The sequence below is a fragment of the Pedobacter boryungensis genome, from assembly GCF_013204825.1.
Taxonomy (GTDB): Bacteria; Bacteroidota; Bacteroidia; order Sphingobacteriales; family Sphingobacteriaceae; genus Pedobacter; species Pedobacter boryungensis.
The window spans coordinates 599,313-618,823 of the sequence record NZ_JABMKV010000001.1 but is presented as its reverse complement, the minus strand read 5'-3'; the positions used below and the strand labels follow the sequence as shown (position 1 = coordinate 618,823).

The 19,511-nt window shown below is 35.9% G+C and carries 13 protein-coding genes and 1 tRNA gene; 1 reads left to right on the top strand and 13 read right to left on the bottom strand.

What is annotated here, in order from left to right; genetic code table 11:
* Positions 1–4: 4 nt before the first annotated feature.
* Together adhP and HQN85_RS02645 are read right to left on the bottom strand one after the other, a co-directional pair.
* Positions 5–1,039, bottom strand: a complete 1,035-nt coding sequence (gene adhP, locus HQN85_RS02650) for an alcohol dehydrogenase AdhP (protein ID WP_173268793.1) — start codon at positions 1,037–1,039, stop codon at positions 5–7.
* 440 nt (positions 1,040–1,479) lie between these two features.
* Positions 1,480–2,436, bottom strand: coding sequence for a helix-turn-helix transcriptional regulator (locus tag HQN85_RS02645; protein ID WP_173268792.1), 957 nt, complete (start codon positions 2,434–2,436; stop codon positions 1,480–1,482).
* A gap of 70 nt (positions 2,437–2,506) precedes the next feature.
* On the opposite strand from HQN85_RS02645, the gene HQN85_RS02640 reads away from it, so the two are divergent.
* Positions 2,507–3,145, top strand: coding sequence for a chloramphenicol acetyltransferase (locus HQN85_RS02640; RefSeq protein WP_173268791.1), 639 nt, complete (start codon positions 2,507–2,509; stop codon positions 3,143–3,145).
* Positions 3,146–3,290: 145 nt separating this feature from the next.
* Here HQN85_RS02640 and HQN85_RS02635 read toward each other — a convergent pair.
* The 11 genes from HQN85_RS02635 to HQN85_RS02585 all read right to left on the bottom strand — a co-directional run bounded on the left by HQN85_RS02635 (position 3,291) and on the right by HQN85_RS02585 (position 19,483).
* Positions 3,291–3,364 (bottom strand) — tRNA-Arg (locus HQN85_RS02635).
* Between the two features lie 189 nt (positions 3,365–3,553).
* Positions 3,554–4,324 (bottom strand): 3-keto-disaccharide hydrolase, encoded by a 771-nt coding sequence (locus HQN85_RS02630; protein WP_173268790.1) that lies wholly within the window; start codon positions 4,322–4,324, stop codon positions 3,554–3,556.
* 122 nt (positions 4,325–4,446) lie between these two features.
* On the bottom strand, positions 4,447–5,619 hold the full coding sequence (gene uxuA / locus HQN85_RS02625; RefSeq protein WP_173268789.1) for a mannonate dehydratase: 1,173 nt from the start codon (positions 5,617–5,619) through the stop codon (positions 4,447–4,449).
* Between the two features lie 192 nt (positions 5,620–5,811).
* Positions 5,812–8,034, bottom strand: a complete 2,223-nt coding sequence (locus HQN85_RS02620) for a glycoside hydrolase family 3 N-terminal domain-containing protein (protein WP_173268788.1) — start codon at positions 8,032–8,034, stop codon at positions 5,812–5,814.
* A gap of 132 nt (positions 8,035–8,166) precedes the next feature.
* Entirely contained in the window at positions 8,167–9,588 is a 1,422-nt protein-coding gene (locus tag HQN85_RS02615) for an agarase (RefSeq protein ID WP_173268787.1), read from the bottom strand.
* On the bottom strand, positions 9,585–10,766 hold the full coding sequence (locus HQN85_RS02610; RefSeq protein ID WP_173268786.1) for a glycoside hydrolase family 88 protein: 1,182 nt from the start codon (positions 10,764–10,766) through the stop codon (positions 9,585–9,587). Before HQN85_RS02610 ends, HQN85_RS02615 begins: the two co-directional genes overlap by 4 nt.
* 31 nt (positions 10,767–10,797) lie before the next feature.
* Positions 10,798–11,958 carry an alginate lyase family protein gene (locus HQN85_RS02605; protein ID WP_173268785.1) on the bottom strand — a complete coding sequence of 387 codons (1,161 nt, stop codon included), beginning with the start codon at positions 11,956–11,958 and terminating at the stop codon, positions 10,798–10,800.
* A 1-nt stretch (position 11,959) separates the two neighbouring features.
* Positions 11,960–14,419, bottom strand: a complete 2,460-nt coding sequence (locus HQN85_RS02600) for a glycoside hydrolase family 2 protein (protein ID WP_173268784.1) — start codon at positions 14,417–14,419, stop codon at positions 11,960–11,962.
* Positions 14,420–14,467: 48 nt separating this feature from the next.
* Entirely contained in the window at positions 14,468–15,601 is a 1,134-nt protein-coding gene (locus HQN85_RS02595; RefSeq protein ID WP_246249587.1) for a glycoside hydrolase family 18 protein, read from the bottom strand.
* A gap of 2 nt (positions 15,602–15,603) precedes the next feature.
* Entirely contained in the window at positions 15,604–16,779 is a 1,176-nt protein-coding gene (locus HQN85_RS02590; protein ID WP_173268783.1) for a DUF5009 domain-containing protein, read from the bottom strand.
* A 19-nt stretch (positions 16,780–16,798) separates the two neighbouring features.
* A complete protein-coding gene (locus tag HQN85_RS02585; RefSeq protein WP_173268782.1) occupies positions 16,799–19,483 on the bottom strand; it encodes a glycoside hydrolase family 2 TIM barrel-domain containing protein in 2,685 nt (894 codons plus the stop codon).
* Positions 19,484–19,511 lie beyond the last annotated feature (28 nt).

The window sequence follows — 19,511 nt, the reverse complement described above, 5'->3', positions numbered from 1 at the left end:
ATATTTATGGTTGAGCGATCTGAAGTACGATACGCCCTTCTATTTCTCCTTTTTTCATCTGCTCTAGAACTTCATTTATATCTTCAAGCTTAGCAGTATGAACAGTTGCCTTAACCTTGCCGTCTACAGCAAAGCCTATCGCTTCCTGCATATCTTTTCTCGTACCAACAATAGATCCTCTCACAGTGTATCGGTTCAGTACGGTTTCAAAGATTGGTAGATCAAAACTTCCTGGTGGAAGACCATTCAATGAAATTGTACCTTTTCTTCTGAGTGCGGTAAGTGCTTGTTTGAAAGCTATTGGTGAGACAGCTGTTACCAAAACACCATGCATACCACCAGTTTTCTCTTTTAGAAAAAGACCAGGATCATTTTGCATTGCATTTACGGTTAAATCGGCTCCAAGTTGTTTTGCCAGTTCCAGCTTGTCATCCGAAACATCAATTGCAGCTACATGCATGCCCATCGCTTTTGCATATTGGACGGCAAGATGGCCAAGTCCACCTATTCCTGAAATGGCAACCCATTCTCCGGGTTTCGCTTCGGTTTCTTTTAAGCCCTTATATACTGTTACTCCAGCACAGGTAATAGGCGCCATTTCCGAAAAATCAATACCCATTGGGAACCTGGCCACATATCTGCTATCTGCAACGACATATTCTGCATAGCCTCCATCCACACTATATCCTCCATTTTGTTGGCTTTCACACAATGTCTCCCAGCCAGTAATGCAATATTCGCAGCAACCGCAGGCACTAAAAAGCCATGGAGCTCCAACGATATCTCCTTCCTTAATATTTTCAACTCCACGTCCCAATGCCACCACATAACCAACAGCCTCGTGTCCTGGTATCAAAGGAAGTTTTGGTTTAACTGGCCAGTCACCCATGCATGCATGCAGGTCTGTGTGACACACACCACTTGCGATAACTTTGATCAGGATTTGGTTTTCACCAGGCATTTTGACTTCTACTTCTTCAATTGTTAAGGGCTTACCGAACTCATGGAGCACAGCAGCTTTCATCATTTTTGGGATCATAGTAATTTATTTAGATTATTTTTTTTGCTAGCATACATCATGTCGATAAAGATTTTTCTATCAATTAACTCACACAAGGATCTTGGCATAGAAGTATATTTAGGACAAGAAAGAGCAAGAGATAAATTGAACAAAGTTTTCATGACTATTTGTTTACTTATCAAATTTGTTGAATAAGCGAAAATTAAATAGTGACTGTAGTCATTTTCAGAAATGATGTTCGGCAGTATGTAAGATTACTATCTCTGTAATTATCTCTTCAATAAGAGCAAATTAGTACCTGACCACATTAATGATTAGGTAGTTAAAGCTGAAGAGATACTAGCTTTCAAGGTGAGGACAATAGAAAATAAAAAAGCTTCTTACAAATGTGTAAGAAGCTTTTAATGGCTCACATCAAAAAGTCCAGTATTAATTTGCGATATCGTTTTTAATGACACCTACCTTGTTTTACCGGGTGGAGTGCCATAAAAATTCCTAAACGACCTTATAAAAGAGGAATCGGAAGTATAGCCTACTATCGCCGCAACTTCTCCAACCCTTAATCCACCACTTTCAAGTAGCAGCGAAGCATGATGCATCCGAAGTGAATGGATATGGCCAAAGACTGTGCTCCCGAATTGCATACGAAATCCTTTTTTTAGCTTAAACTCGTTAAGCAGAAACTTTCTAGCCAATCCTTCTAGGGATACTGGCAAAAGGTATTCTTTGTCAAGATATTCTTTGACCGCTTGAAGTTTCTCCAAATCGGCTGCACTCCATGACTCTTTTTTGGAATTATTTGTCAGCCAGCCATCCAAAGAAAGCAATACCAATTCGCTTACCTTTGACTTTAGGTATTCATTCATCAACCCATCTGAAACTGGGGATTTATGGAGCAACCTTAGGACTTCCAGCTGGGCAAGACTACTTCCTACTCCATCTGTAAATAAGCTAAATCCCTTCCTCTCAATGCTGCGCTCCAGTAACTGGCTGTACCCATCTCCGCATTTTTCTAGTATACCATTGAAAAACGAAGGTTTAAGGCCTACACAAATATATTCGTACTTCTTTTGCCTTGGAAAAACAAAAGAGCTTACTGGATCAACGCAGTTAAACACATTGAATCTCCCCTGTTGCATTGGCTTGTCCCCATCAAGTCCTGAAATGGATGCATTGGAGTAGCCGGAGAGCTGGAAATGCATGCTTACATGACTAGTGTCGATGAAATCAGTTACTTCTAGTTGTTCGTCAAAACTGGCGCTAAACCTTAAAATGTCAAAATCAGCAGCCCTAAGACTATTTGTTTTGCACTCGAAGACACTCGCCATTTCCCCAAATGATTGCTTTGATAGCACATCAGAGGTAAACTCCCTTGTAATCAATTCGCTGAAGTTGGATCCCGTGATCTGGTACATAATCCGTTAGTGCATATTTTAAATCCTTTAGTGCATATCAGTAGCCTAGACAAATCGGCAACTTGCATCAATGGAAAACACAGACAAATATAACATAGATATCAGCCAGTGGAAGCGCCAAGACCACTATAATTTTTTTAGAAACTTTCAACAGCCCTTTTTCGGTGTTACAAGCGAAATCAACTGTACCCAGGCCTATAGGTTCTGCAAGTCTTACAAGGTTCCCTTTTTAATGTACTACCTCCACAAATCCTTGGCAGCTGCTAATCTGGTAAGAGAATTCCGCTACAGGATTCAGGGTGACAACGTAATTGAATATGCGCAGATCTCAGGCTCAATTACCGTACTGAGAAATGACGAAACATTTGGCTTTGCCTATTTTAACTACCATAAGGATTTTGGAACATTTGCCAAAGAGGCGCAACTTGCTATAAATTCGGTAAGAATGGACACTGGATTGAAACTGGAAAGCACACTGGACAGCATCATTCACTATTCTATCCTACCGGGAATAAGGTTCAGCAGCATGCAGCACGCACAAATGACGGGTGTGACAGACAGCATTCCCAAGATCGTTTTCGGTAAGCTAAGCGAACTGAACGATCAGGTATTGCTTCCAGTTTCCGTTCATGTCAACCATGCACTATGCGATGGGCTACACGTAACCAAATTCTTTGAAACTTTCGCTACTCAGATGAAGATTGGCTGATCTGACAATTTCCGAGATTTAAATTCTATTAATAGAAAATCTAAGATTAAAAGTCTTCAAAAGCATCTTTCGCTGTAAAATCAAGATTTTTACTTAAAATAAAAGCCATAACCAAATATGAATTTAGTTATGGCTTAAAAACGTGTACCCCCAATAGGATTCGAACCTATGACCTACGGTTTAGAAAACCGGTGCTCTATCCAGCTGAGCTATGGAGGCATCTCCACACAGAAACAATGGATATCGTTTTTGTATGATGTTGCAAAGATATAATTTTGAAAGGATAATTTTAATAAATTTTAAAATTATCAGCTGTTAATTAGCCACAAACATTGTTTTCACATTGATTTTTAACGAATTACAAGGATAAATAGGTTATTAAATCCGTCATCAACGCTGTAAATTAGTCTACAGTTCTCTTATCCAAATGTTGCGGAAGCTAATTGGTTCACTTTTATCACCATGTGCTTGTAATTTAATTGGACATGCACCATGAGCTTTAGCATAACTTGCTTTCCCAATGTATTGTGTTGGCCCTTTAAGTTCGAAGTTGTTTTGTATTAATACTCCATTAAATAGCACAGTTACTCTTGCTGCACTTTTTAAACTTCCATCTTCATTAAATACAGGTGCCGTCCAAATTACATCATAACTTTGCCACTCTCCTGGTTTCCTATTTGCATTTACCAAGGGCGTAGTTTGCTTATAAATACTGCCTGCCTGACCATTTGTATATGTTTTATTTGCGTATGAATCTAAAATTTGCAACTCATACCCTGCATCTCCACTGCCAGTAGAGGCTAAAAACAAGCCACTATTACCTCTTGCCTGTCCTTCGCCTGTAATATTTGAAGGAATTTGCCATTCGATATGTAATTGATAGTTGGTGAATTTCCTTTTGGTTTCAATGTTACCTGTGCTTTTATCAACAGTTACTGCCCCATCCTTTACAATCCATTTGGCAGGTCCATTATCTTTAACACTTACCCATTCGTTTAAATCTTTTCCGTTGAATAAGATAATTGCATCAGAAGGTGCTGTGCTATTTGTAGACCCAGGCGTAACTATTGCCGGAACCGGTGTGTAAAACTCTGTCTCTTCTGGTTTGGTTTGCGCATGAACTGCAAAAAAAGGATGAATCGCTAAAGCTATTGTAGCGACGATAAAATAATGTTTCATTGTCTATAAATTTTTATACTAAACTAACTAATTATTAATTTAAAGCCTAAAAATATCAGCATGTATAAAAAAGCCTGTAAGTGATGTACTTACAGGCTTTTCTTGCGTATGCAAAAGTTATGCTAATAATTTCCTGTTACACCGACTTCCAAACCACGGAGTTCTGCTAAGCCGCGTAAACGCCCAATAGCTGAATAACCTGGATTTGTTATTTTATTTAAATCATCTAACATTTGATGTCCATGATCAGGTCTAAAAGGAATAGGTTCTTTTCGTTTACTGTTTTCAGCAGTAACCACTTTCATTACTTCGTACATGTTTACATCACCACCTAAATGATCTGCTTCATAAAAATTACCTTCTTCGTCTTTGGTTACGTTACGCAAATGCAAAAAGTAAACACGTTCTTTTATAGCTTCAAAAATTTCGACTAGATTATTATCCATACCTGCCCCCAACGAGCCTGTGCAATAACAAATCCCATTAAATGCTTGGTCTACGCTTTTTAAAATATAGGTCAAATCTTCTTTAGTGCTCGCAATACGAGGTAAACCCAAAATTGGATAAGGTGGATCATCTGGGTGAATGGTCATTTTAATTCCATTCTGCGTACAAGTTTCGGCTATACCGGATAAAAACCATGTTAAATTTTCTTTTAAGCCTTTGGTACCTATTACTGTATACTCGTCGATTGCCGTACGTAGTGCTTCAATTTCAATTTCCTTTTCGTTAGGGATACCCATTAGTACGTTTATGCGTAATTCATCCAGCTCTGCTGCACTCATTTTTGCATATTTAGCTCTCGCTTTCGCTAAGATATTCTCATTATAATCTGCAGCAGCACCTTCCCTTTTAAAAATATATAAATCAAAAATCGCTAAATCTGTCCAGTTAAAATACAAAGCTTTAGAGCCATCTGTCATTGTTAAATCTAACTGTGTACGCGTCCAATCTAGTACGGGCATAAAATTATAGCAAACAGTTTTTATACCACACTCTGCAAGGTTTTTTAATGATGCATTGTAGTTTGCTAAATACTTATTGGCATCCGATCTCCGTGTTTTGATAGCTTCGTGAACGGGTACACTTTCTACTACAGACCAAGTTAGGCCTGCTTCTTCTATAATTGCTTTTCTGTCCTTGATATCTGCTAAAGGCCATACTTCGCCATGCGGAATATGATGTAAGGCAGTAACAATTCCAGTAGCACCTGCTTGCTTAACGTCTTGTAGGCTTACAGGATCTGATGGACCGTACCAACGCCATGTTTGTAATAATTTATGGTTTGTACTCATTTTGTTTAATAATGGATAACCAATATTAAGAAATTAAAAAATTTGATAGTGCCGAATCCTGAAAAATAGTTACGGAAACGTTAGCGTAAAAAGTTTAATTATTTATTAGTTCATTGTGAAAGTCCAGTAGTAACCAGCTCGTAAATTTTTGCAACAACAAAACCAGTAATACTAATGGACTATTTAACTAACTTATTTCAATTCGAAGCTTGTTTCTAGCTTAATTGAATCAGAAGAACCTCCAACCATAACTTTAAAATCTCCAGATTCGGTAATCCAACCTTCTTTTTCTTTAAAAAATGCTAGTTTTTCAGGAGTTAATTCGAAGGTAATCGTTTTACTTTCTCCAGCATTTAACTTCACCTTTGCAAAATCTTTTAATTCTTTAACTGGTCTTACAATAGATGCAAATTTATCTTGCATATACAATTGAGCTACCTCTTCGCCAGCTACCTTGCCACTATTGGTTAGTGTGAAACTTATTTTAACTGTCTGTCCTTTTTGAAGAGCTGTTTTATCTAATTTTAAGTTGCTGTATGTGAAGTTTGTATAACTCAAACCATAACCAAACGCAAATTTAGGGTCGTTTGGCGAATCGATATAAGCAGATTTGTAGGTAATATCTTTAGGTTTTGTAACCGGACGACCTGTGTTGTAATGATTATAGAAAATTGGAATTTGACCAACGTTTCTAGGGAAACTAATTGGCAATTTACCAGAAGGATTGTAATCCCCACTTAACACATCAGCAATAGCATTCCCGCCTTCATCACCTAAAAACCAAGCATACACAACTGCATCTGCTTTATCAGCAATGCTATTAAAAATTAAAGGGCGACCAGCCATAATTACCACAATTACAGGCTTTCCAGTAGCTTTAACTGCATTAAATAATTCTTCCTGACGACCTGGTAAACTGATATCTGTCCGCGATTTCGATTCACCACTCATATCCCAAGTTTCACCTAAAACCATAATTACTGCATCTGCATTTTTTGCATTAGCAATAGCAGCAGCAAAACCTGCAGAACTTGTATCTGTGACACTAGTTCCTTGTGTATAACTGAATTTGGTTGTATTGCTAAATTTTGTCTGTAAGCCATCATAAACACTGGTAATATTTGCTGTATCAGCATATACTACCCAACTTCCAGCCTGATCCCGCTTTGCATTTACCATTGGCCCAATTAGCGCAATGTTTTTAAAGTTCTGCTTTAAAGGCAGGATATTACCTTCATTTTTTAATAACACAATTGATTTTCTAGCTGCTGATCTTGCAATTTCTTTGTGTTTAGGATCATTCATTACTTTAGCTTCTCTTTTTTCATCAGAGAATTTGTAAGGATTATCAAATAAACCTAGTTCAAACTTCTTGTATAATATGCGTCTTACAGCATCATCTACAAACTTAATATCAACTTTACCGCTCTTCACTAAGCTTTCTAATTCTTTTTTGTAGACTTCACTTTCCATATCCATATCGCTACCTGCTAAGATTGCTTTTTGTGCAGCTTCATTTCCATTTTTAGCATATCCCCAAGGCACCATTTCTCTCATAGAGCCCCAATCACTTACTACAAACCCTTTGTAGCCCCACTGTCCTTTTAAGATATCACGTTGTAAATAGGAATTAGCTGTTGCCGGAATACCATTTAAAGTGTTAAACGAATTCATGAAAGTAGCTACTTTAGCATCGGCTGCTGCTTTAAAGGGAGGTAAATAAATCTCATTTAATTGCTGCTCACTCATATCTACAGGATTGTAATCTCTTCCCGCAATTGCGGCACCATAAGCTGCGAAATGTTTTGCACAGGCCATAATTGCATCGACTCCTCCTAATTTATCGCCTTGAAAACCTAAAACTCGTGCTTTAGCAATTGCCGAACCTAAGTAAGTATCTTCACCTGCACCTTCCATTACCCTTCCCCAACGTGGATCGCGAGCAATATCCACCATTGGTGCAAATGTCCAATGGATGCCAGATGCTGCTGCTTCTTCTGCTGCAACATGTGCAGTTTCTCTTATCGCAGACATATCCCAAGATGCAGACTCAGCCAAAGGGATTGGAAATACCGTTTTATAGCCATGAATAACATCTAAACTAAATAATAAAGGAATTTTTAAACGAGACTGTAAAGCGATTGCTTGTATTTCCCTTGTATCTTTTACGCCTTTCACATTTAACATTGAACCTACCATACCAGTTTTGATATCGTTTAGCAAGTAATTTTTCCTATCGCTAGTCGGTCCTGTTACTTCTCTCCCAGAATATTGATTAAGCTGACCAACCTTTTCTTTTAAAGTCATCAGTTTCAATACTGAATCTACACGTTGGTCAATAGATTTTTTTTGTGCATTTAGTTTAGGTGCAAATCCGATAAAAAGTAGTAGGATTAGGCTCGAAATTTTATTCATTTTTATAGTTATGTTTTTATGCTGTTATGCTTTGCTAAAATAGTTGTATAGTTGATGTGACTGCTTTTTGCAACCACATCAAAAACACTACAACCACTGATTATTTTTATTCATGGCGATAAATAGCTTTATCTATTTCTTTTGATCAAAAAAATCTGCCAATTGATACATCTGAAAATTTAATGCTTTCATCTTTTCTAGTAAAGGCTGATAGACTTGGTAATTATTATCAATCACACCTTTATTTGCATTGGTATTTGATGGTTCAGCACCTTTTTGTAAGGGATCGTTATCCATATATTTAAACCAATGCCAACCAATACAATTTTTAGATTCAATTAAACCTAAGGTAAAGTTCTGATAAAATAAACCTCTGTCTGATTGTGTTTTAACTACCCATCCTGCTCCTGCTGTATTTCCCAATTCCGAGTCATCTCCTTTTACATACCATTCGGTAATGATAAATGGTTTACCAGACCATGCTGTCCAATTAGCCATTAATGCTTGATCGGGCGTCCATGCATTATAATAGTTCATTGAAATAGCATCTAAATATTTACCAGCAGATTTCCATAGCTCTGCAATAAAACCCTGTTGACCATGAAACCTGCATCCTAAATACATGTGATTTGGATCGTATTTTTTAATTGCTTTTGAAACGATAGAAAAGTATTTATCAGCTACTATCGATAAGAATTCACGACGATCTACATCTGTAATTTTATCTGCTGCTACTCCTTTATTGTCAATAAATTTTTTAGCGACCAAATACCCTGGATCTTGTTGATCTTTTAAAGTGAGGTAACCATCTAAATTCTTAATACCTAAAGGCATTTCGTTATCTGAGAAATAACCGAACAAATTGGCATCATTTTGATTGGCCACTAATTTCTTTGCAGCTTCATCGCAAAAAGTTTCAAATGCAGGATCAAATACAAAAATCACATTGTTAGGATAACCCTTATGTCCAGGAACAACATAAGTGCCGCCTCTCTTGTCCCCATAAGCACTCATAAAATCTAAATTGATAGTATATGCCAAGGGTTTAGTTTGTTGCAAAGGTGAGTTTTGAATTGCCTTCGTATTAGACCAAGCACCTGTTCCATTAAAACCATTTTCGATTAAAAAATCCTGTGTTTTTGTGATCCATTGATTTTCGTTACCATATAATTTAGTGAAGGCATCTTTATTTCGATCAGATGAACCCATGCTTACTGCATTTAATGCATTATGAATAAACAAATGCCCTTGTGGATCAATTGCCCACCAACGATCAGCTATTTTTTTTGTATAATAAAACCCGGTAGCATGTTCTTTTTTATCCATTCTACCACCGTATTTATCTGTCCTTATTGGCTTAGATTTAAATTTAGATAAACTACTTAATGATCTCGTTTTAAAATATTTATATGCTGTAAATGAAGCTTTATCACTTGAGTTATTTAATACTTTTCTAACCTCAACCTTTTGGTTAAAATCTAAACTATCTTGAGCTGCAACCGAATAGCTACAGGCCATAATAATCCCAAAAGAAATACCTATAATTTTCCTCATTGTTTAAACCCCTTACTTCTTAACAAAGCCTCCAAATAATAATAATCTGCGTAATTTATGGGTACGTCAATTTCAGACTTTGCAGGACGGTGGCCTGTGCTGTGTTCTAATATAAAACCATAATTTGCCCCAGGTTTACTCGTATATTTTGTACTTAAAGACGATAAAATTTTATTAGCGGCAGCCTTATATCTTTTACTTTCTTTACTGTAAGTTGCTAATTCATATAATGCAGAAGCAGTGATTGCTGCAGCTGAGGCATCTCTCGAAACATTCGGAATTTGCGGATCATTATAGTCCCAATATGGGATACCATCTTCTGGAGTAATTTTACTGCTTAGAATAAAATTAGCAATGCCATTTGCTTGCGCTAAGTAAGCTGCGTTGTGTGTATATCGATAGCATAAAGTATATCCATACAGTGCCCACGCTTGACCTCTAGCCCATGCTGATTCGTTTGAATAACCTTGAGCTGTTAGTTTATTTCGCACATTGCCAGATAAAGTATCATAATCAACCACATGCCAAGAACTAAAATCAGGTCTAAAATGATTTTTCATGGTAGTATTGGCATGAGAAATCGCGATTTTATAAAACGATGAATCGCCAGTGAATTTAGTAGCTTCAAAAAGCAATTCTAAATTCATCATATTATCAATAATTACAGGATATTTCCATTTATCGCCATTGTGATCCCAAGATTTAATCACCCCAGCTTTAGTGTTAAATCTTGTGGACAAAGATTTAGCTGCTTGTATGATTACAGCCATATAATCAGGGTCATTTGTCAGTTTATATCCATTACCAAAGGGACCATAAATCATGAAACCTAAATCATGTGTACCTTTGTTGAATTGTTCTTTTTTAATATCTTCAGTATATTTTTTAGCTAAGTCGAGCCATTTTTTATCTTTTGTATAGGCATAAAAATACCAAAGTTCTGCAGGAAAAAAGCCACTGGTCCAGTCTCTAGAATTCACCATTTTAAATTGTCCGTTTTCTACCGTTCTTGGAGATACCAATGTCGGTTTAACTAATCTAGCAGAATCAACATTTTTTACTAATACATCTGTTTGTTTTGCAGCACTTGCAAATGATTTTGCAACATCAACTTTTTGGGCTTTACAAGCACAAAAACTTAATACTAACCCTACCATTAAATTAATTTTCAATTTCATACACTGTGTTTTTGTTTTCAATTTTATCTGTTTACATCCAAATTAAGGGATGTCTAATTGGTAAATTCCGAATAACTTCTTCGTTTGTTGGTTTTAAATCCAGTTTTTTCCAGGTATTAAACCAATTTTGATTTTGATAGGCATTCGCACCAAACACTAAAAAAGGTTGTGCAACAGGCCAATTATCCCAAAACATGACATCGGGTTTTAAGACCCATTTATTTTTATCTGACACAAATGGATATAAATAATTTAATCCTTTTTGAATTGATTTTCCGTCTTCAGTTTCAAATTTCCAAAGGTTATCTTTTGAAGTGGATAGAATTTGACAGATCATCGTAAACGCATCCAAATTAAAAATAGAATATCCATAAGCTTTGGTACGAGCTAACTCTAATGGAAAACTACCATTTGTTGCCATTTGATTAGGCAATAAAACAGTTTTATAGCGTTCACGCAACGAATCTAACATCGATTGATCATTACATAATTTAGCAAATGAAGCAACCTGCATTACCCAACATGCGCTATGGTTATTTTTTGATGTTTTTTCTGCAACACCATTTTTACTGGTATTTAACCACAAAATATAGTTAGCGAACCATTTTTTAATCGTTGTTAAACTTTGTTTATCAAATGACTTAGCCTTTTCCATCACCAAAACACCTTGTGCAACTTCCATAAAATGGATAGTATCAATAATCCCCCAACTTCTACCAGTTGACGAACCTTTAACGGCTTGTGCGAACGATAAATTTGGATTCATTAAGGTTTCTGGATTTACAAACCAAGCTTTTAGATGTATAAGTGCTTGTTTTACATATTTTTCATCATGTGTAAGCTGATATGCTGATGCTAAAGCGCCAATAATTGTGCTAAACCGTATCATCGCTTTGCGGTGGGCTACAAAGTTATTTGGATTGGTCTCTCCATCACGATTAATGTATGGTCCATCCGGATTGGCTGGATTTGGCCAAAAATAATCTGCTTCTGAAAAGAAATCATGTTTTCCACCTGCACTCCTTGGTGAACTTTCTGCTGTGATGGTGATTGGACTTTGCTTCATTGTCCAATCAGCCTCTGCTAAAACCTGTTGTTTTAGTACAGCTATAGTTTGTTGCTTAATGTTCCCTTGCGCAAAACACGATAACATACACAAAAAGAATGCAAAGCTTAGACTTATTTTCTTCATTTTATTGATTTAAAAAAACAGTTGGTAATCCTTTAGATTGAACTGAAATTATACTTTTAGCATTGTTCGTTTTCATTTTGATAATTGCTCTGCCATTATACAACTGCACTTTTGCCGAACCAGTTGATGTGCCTTGATCTCTGATTAGTTCTCCATCGCCTATTAAACTGAAGGATACTAAATTGATGGCATCTAAACACAATACGTTTTTCGCATCAAAAGCTTTCACTTCAATAGTTGCAATTCCATCTTTTTCATCAATTTTTTGTAAGGTCATTTTTGCAGGTTTTCCCCACTTCTCAGTTTGATACTCCTGCGTAATTTCGTCAGTAACTACAACTTTCCCTTTCTTAGCAACTACCTTAAATGTGTAAGTACCTTTGTTCATTGGCACTTGCCAGCGTAACCCAGCAGCAGGGAAATTCTGGCTATCTCTTTTCCTTACACCAAAGCTTTTACCATTCACAAATAATTCAGCTTCGTCGCAATTAGAGTAGACTTTAACCATTTTTTCTTCTCCTGCTTCTCCCCAACGAATTGGCCAGGTATGTCCATATAAATGAACCATTGGTTCTTTTGTCCAATAAGATTGAAAAATATAAAATGCCTCTTTCTTAGTAAAATCTCTTTCAATAACGCCTTTTTGATTGACATAAGGAACTGGATTTTCTGGTCTAATTGGCGTAGAGAAATCTTTAAATGGCCAATAGGCTGTTCCACTTAGCCATGGCATTGTTTCTTGTTCTTTTAAATGCCAATCGATTAAATTTGCGATATAACTTTCGCTCCAATCACCATCTTTACTTACTCTAGCCGCACCTCCATATAGTGAAGCATCTCCTGCTCTTTCATCTGCACCGCCACCTTTCTTAATCTTACTCAACGCATTATCTGGATTTTCTGAATGTCTACGAGCATGACTATCTCCGCCCCATTCTACGTGCAAAAATCGATCAGATTTATTAAACTCCTCTAAAGAAACGTCTTTGTATTCGGTGTAAAAACCACGATACCAACCTGCCCAAATAGATGGAGAATAAACATCTACAATATCTCTGCAAAAATCACATCTCCTTATAGCAGTGCTTCTTGAAGGATCTAACTGATGTGAAAGTTGATTTAATTCTTTCATAAAAGTTCTAATCTTTTCTTGATCGAATTCTGTAAAATCTCCTGGCCAATCGTTTTCATTTCCTAAACCCCAAATAATTATTGAAGGGTGATTGTAATGTTGTTCGATCATATTGGTCAACATTCTCTTTGCTTGTTCCTGATAAATTGGTCCACCTAAACCTCCTCTGCACCACGGAATTTCTTCCCAAACTAAAATTCCTAAGCTGTCACAAAGATCAAGCACAATTCTAGATTGCTGATAATGACCTAAACGGATGAAATTTACACCCATTTCTTTCATCAATTTTATTTCTGTGGCAATCATCTCCTCTGTCATAGCGGCACCCACACCTGCATGATCTTCATGTCTATGCGTTCCACGCAACAGCAATCGCTTACCATTTAACATAAATGGACCTTTTTTAATAAATTCGAATTTCCTGAAACCTACTTTTTGTGTGATTGTAGACTTTTGACCTCCAGCAATGATGTCCATTTGAACGGTATACTGTTGAGGCACATCCGTTGACCATAATTTTGGCGCTCTTAAACTCCAGTTCCACAGTAATGAATCTCCTTTGAATGTGTTGATGTCTCTGGTAAAATCTGCAATTGCTATCCCATTAGGATCAGTTATGTAAATTTTTACCTGAGCATTTTTGATGTTGTTTGGATTATTTAAGCGAGCGGTAACCGTTAATTTCCCATAACCACCAACTTCGTTTATCGACGCTTTTACAAACATTTTGTCAACTGAAAGTTGTGGTGTATATACTAAGTTTAGGTATCTATAAATCCCACCGTAAACATTAAAATCTGATAAATTTGAAGGGATCATTTCTAAATCTCTAGAATTATCACATCGAACAACTACAGGGATTTTTCCTTTAAATTGACTTTTAAAAACATCGGTTTTCTTAAACTTTGCTACAGCATCCGTAATATCTGCAGTCCATTCATCATAACCCCCTACATGTTCTGCAACTTTAATATTGTAAATGTAAACTGCAGTTTTTTGTCCAGCACCTTCAAAATGTAACAATGTCCTTCCGTTTTCAAAAGGATTTTCAACCTCAATATTTGAACGGTACCAACCTGGACCTTGATAATAATTCACATCAGGATCTACTGCATCTGTCGCATTAAAACAATGTGGCAAATTCACTTTTTGCCAAAATGGAAGTTCTTCAGGATTACCTGTTTTAACAGGTCTTAACGCTTCCCAAACTCCACCTAAATCTTGCTTTACAAATTCCCAATTGTTAATTAATCGCTTTGAAGTTTGTGCATGAAGCAATTGGCTTAAACTCAAAAAAAACAATACAGTAACACTTACTTTTTTCAACATAATTTTAATTCTTTTGTCTTAACACTCTTTTTATCTGTTGAAGTAAATTTATTTGAAACTCTTGGTAATCTGGTCAAGTAAATACCCTTTTTTATCTGAACTATATTCCCAAAACATGACACCACCCAACTTATTTTTGAGTACGTAATCACATTTTTGGGCTACAGACCATTCATTATCGTAAGAAATGTATTGTTTTGTGGTTGGATTAAATAGATAGGGTGCTTTTGCATCTTCATCTCTATATTCTACAAATCCCTTTTTGTTAATTAAGCTGTCTTTTAAAAAAGTATATCCTTTGCCATAGCTATTTGCAGATGAAAGTATGGTATCTCCCAAACCCCTTTGCGAACTTGGAGTTAATGTTAAGTTTCTTCCATAAAAAGCAATACCCATTACTATTTTTGAAGCGGGTACACCGTCTTTAATATATGCTTTAATGGCTTTATCTGCCGAATTATCTGATAATGTTTTAGAATTATACAAATTGGTGTGGTGACCTGCTTGTTTTGAAGAATAATAATCGTAAGTCATTAAGTTAATGAAATTTAGATATTTCTGAGCTTTTCCCATTTCGGTATTGGTTAAGAAATATGGAAATCCTCCGGTAGCTGTTGTTAACCACTTCTTTTTACCAGTTTCTTTTTCTAAAACATCCAATTCTTTTCTAATCGCCTCAAACATGAGTGTAAAATTCATTTTGTCTTCCATACGGTAAACATTTCCTTCTTCTCCTTGCATACCCGGGTATTCCCAATCTATGTCTACGCCATCTAAGTTATTTTTACGGATAATATCAACTGCACTTTTTGCAAAGCCGTTTCTAAGTGAATCAGTTAAAACTGCATCAGAAAAATTCTCGCTCCAAGACCAACCGCCTATTGAAATTAATAGTTGAAGATTTGGATTTTTTATTTTTAGTGTATTTAACCTTTTGAAATTTTCTACATCTCTTTTTTCGTTATCCAAATAAGCTTTGTTATTCTTTACATTTACAAATGCGTAATTGATATGCGTGAGTTTTTCTGCAGCAATTTCATCTACATTAATTAAACCACTATATCCTGTTACGTAACCAATTACTACTGGTTTTTTGGTCTCAATTTTCATTGCCGACAGGACAGCAATAATGAGCAGTAAAAGGAAAATCCAGTTTATTTTGTTGTTTATAAATGCTACCATAATTATACTTTTAAACGAATACTTTTCTTTTCCATAAAGGCGACTATTCTAATTACTAAAAAGGCAATAAAAAATGATCTGATAATTCCACCTATACCATAATTAAAATAGTGAGGGTAGTTAAAATCTATCAAACTAAATAATGCATATAAAATATAAGGCATCAAGTAACAGGTTAATGTGCTTGTACCTGCCGGTTTAATTAAACTAAACCAGTTTTTCTTATCCTTAATATCTATTACATACACGAGCAATTCAAATACTAAAATGGTGATGCCCATACATATAAAAACCCATGCCGGCGTAGAATAGATCTTGGAGATTCCACCCGAATAAGGGCGAATAACAAAACCGAATGCGATAGCTAAAATACCAGATAAAGTCAAGGAAATCCATAACCTGCTATCCTTGCCTTTACCAATCAAACCTGTGTATAAAGTAGAAACCACGGCTCCACCCAACATTAATGTAATGGATGATGCATCCCCAATCATCCATAAATCTACATGCAGTAAATCCATATGAATAGTGATGTTTATTACTGCAAACACCATAAATGCAGGTAATAAAACAGCCATTTTTCCCTTTGAGATTAAGTAAACTAAGGCTGCAAAAAAGTATGCCCAACCAATTATACCTAAAATACCCCACCATTCTGGCTCCAAACCTTTGGGATGCTCGGTGCTACCACCTTTGTATAAATAAGCCATGGTGGCAACTATTAAAATTCCGACAGTAATTAATATATACCTCCAAGTTTTAGTCAACTGAGACGGGTAATCAAGCCAAATTAGAAAAAAACCCATCGTTAATACAATTACAAAAACTGGATAGCTGAGTAGAGCGGCATCAGCATTATAACTTTCCAAATTAACATGAAAAAAGCCCATTATAATTAAGGCCAATGCCCTTAAAACGATGTAAGTAACAATGGACAAATGGGAATCTCCTTTTTTTATTCTGCCTTGGATTGCGAAAGGTAAAGACAGGCCTACAATAAATAAGAAAGCTGGAAATATAATATCCGAAAAACCCATTCCATCAAAATCGGCAGCGGTATGTTCTATCCATTTAGGGATACGATCCACTCCGGCAACGTCATTCACAAAAATCATCAAAAACATGGTAATTGCCCTTAACACGTCAATAGATAAAATCCTTTTAGGTAATTGTTTCATGGCTCCGATTTGCGAATGCTTAATTTATTTTCTTTACCTGCAAAGCATTTAAAACAGCTTTACCTTTAATACTTTTAAATAGAATTTGTATGCCTTTATTATCAGCAACACTACACTCAAACTTTTTCTGCACACTATTCGCTACCCCATAAGTCGCTGCTAAGTTGATGTTTTTGATAACTAATTTATCATTTAAATAAACATCAAAAATACGTTGAGGTGGCACTTCCTTACTAACTGCAATTAAACTATCTAAGTTATAAGGTAAAGATGATTGAATTCCATTTCCCATTAACTCTGCGAAGTGCATGATTACTTCATATTTCCCTTTAGGCAAATCTAATTGATAGCGCTCTAAGCCAATCAATTGTGTTTGGTAGATCGGATCGTTAAAAGTTCCTCGTATGTTCTTATCAGAGCCATAACTTTGACGTCCACTATTTTTTATTTTGAAAGCTTCGCCACCAACACTGCCCCAAGAACCGGTTTTATATGGTTGACTTGGCAACCATACTTCATGTTTTTGATCGTCAATAAATTGTCTCTGGCTACCTAAGATAATATTGATAGATGAAAATGGTATTTTACTATTAAATGTTAGAGGTTGTAAATTAAAATTTATACTTGCTGCATCTTCAATTTTTATCCCACCAGCTACAGCAACTGCTTTAATATCATTTTTACCATTTTTAAATGGAGCATCCCAATTGGTAACACACTCTGTTACCCTTTTTTTACCTAAACTCTTGCCGTTTACAAATAGTTCAACTGTATCGGTATTACTAATTACTTGCAAAGGTTGACTTAGCGTTTGTTCATTTGAAGTTGCATTACCACCTCGTAATTTCCAAGAGCCATCTCCTATTTTAAGAAAAGGTTTCGTTTGAAAATTGGCTTTGTATAAATAATACGTGTTTTTAGGCTGACGATCTAATGTTAGTAAGCCTTTATTATTAATATGAGGCATCGTTTCATCACGAGTTTCGGAACTGAAATCTGCCAAATTCCACACCGCAGCACCAGCCACGAAAGGTCTTTTTAAAATAGCTGAAATATATATTTGATGATAAAGCATACCATATTCTAAACTCTTATCAAATCGGACAGGCAGAAAAGAATGTATTCTTGGATCTATATCCGCACCAAATTCTGTCACTAGGATTGGTTTATCAGGTATTTGTTGATGTATTTTATCCAAGTTCGGTCCAAAATCTTCAGACTTACCTCCATACCAACCCTGATATAAATTCCATCCCACTAACATTGGAATTTTCACTAAACCAGCTTTTATATATCCATTTACATCACCATGATTAGACATCATTGTATATCTAGTTGGATCAGTTGCTCTAGTTAAATCTTCCAGTTCTTGCGCCAAAGTTGTAACGTTAGCAATGTATTTTAACTTTCTTTCAGGCTCATTATTAAACTTCATTTTTAACAAAACCTCATTCATATATGCCCATATAATGATGCTGGGATGATTGTAATTCTGTTTGATCATTTCTACTTGCATATTTTTGCAATTGCGAGTAAAACCCTCTGATTCCGTGATTTCATTTACAATGGGAATTTCTACAGAGGCCAGAATACCCATTCTATCACATGCATCTAAAATAGCTTGGTCTTGAGGATAATGTGCCACACGCAAAAAGTTACCACCCATATCTTTCAATAATTCTACATCTTTTACCTGCAAAGCAGATGGAACGGCATTACCCATTCCTGCAAAATCTTGGTGACGACTTGTTCCAATCAATTTATAAGGCATTCCATTTAAAAAAAAGCCTTTCTCAGCGTCAAAACTAAAAAAACGTAACCCAACAGGTAATTTAACTTCATCTAACACCCTACCGTTTTTGCTTAGCAATTGTGTTGTAACTTGATATAAATATGGTCTTTCTGGCGACCATAATATGGGATGATCAACTTTTATGGGGGCAACTGTAAAAGGAATTGCTTTATTTAAAGTAGAGTGAATGGCTGTTTTCGACTCATTGATCTTTTTTCCAGTCGCATCTGTTAATGTAGTCAATATTGTTAAATCAGCATTGGCTGAGGAATTCATTAGATTGCCATTTACAATTACATCAGCAACAGTTTTAGACACATTAGTGGCATGTACATATACTCCTTTAGATGCATATTGGTCATCCTCAAAATGAATAGGATTTAAAACCACGAGAGAAACTGTACGATACATTCCACCAAAAAAGGTGAAATCAGCAGTTAATGGGGCAATATTCTCATTAAAACTATTATCAACTTTTACTATAATTTCATCTGTGCCATTAAATTTTAAACCATTTAGAGGAATTGTAAAGGCTGTATATCCACCAATGTGATTACCCACTTTTTTACCATTTAGATAAACTGTCGTTTCTTGATTGGCACCTTCAAAATAGAGCGAAAGCTTTTTGGTTTTCCACTCGGGTTTAAGCGTTAATTTTTTCTTATACCATCCAATACCACGGTAATATCCAGGCTCATCGTCCATCACATCAACCGCATTCCACGTATGTGGGACATTTACCCTTGTTACCGTTGTACTATTTCCTTTGTGAAAAGCCCAGCCCTGATTAATATTAATCACTTTTCGAACATTAAGCTGTCCAAAAGCATTTAGCATACTAACGACTGCACATACCAATAAAAGAATAGGCCTTTTTAATGAATAAGTTTTGTTTTTTGTAATTAACAGCATAGAAAAAGCCTAATAAACCTTCTTAATA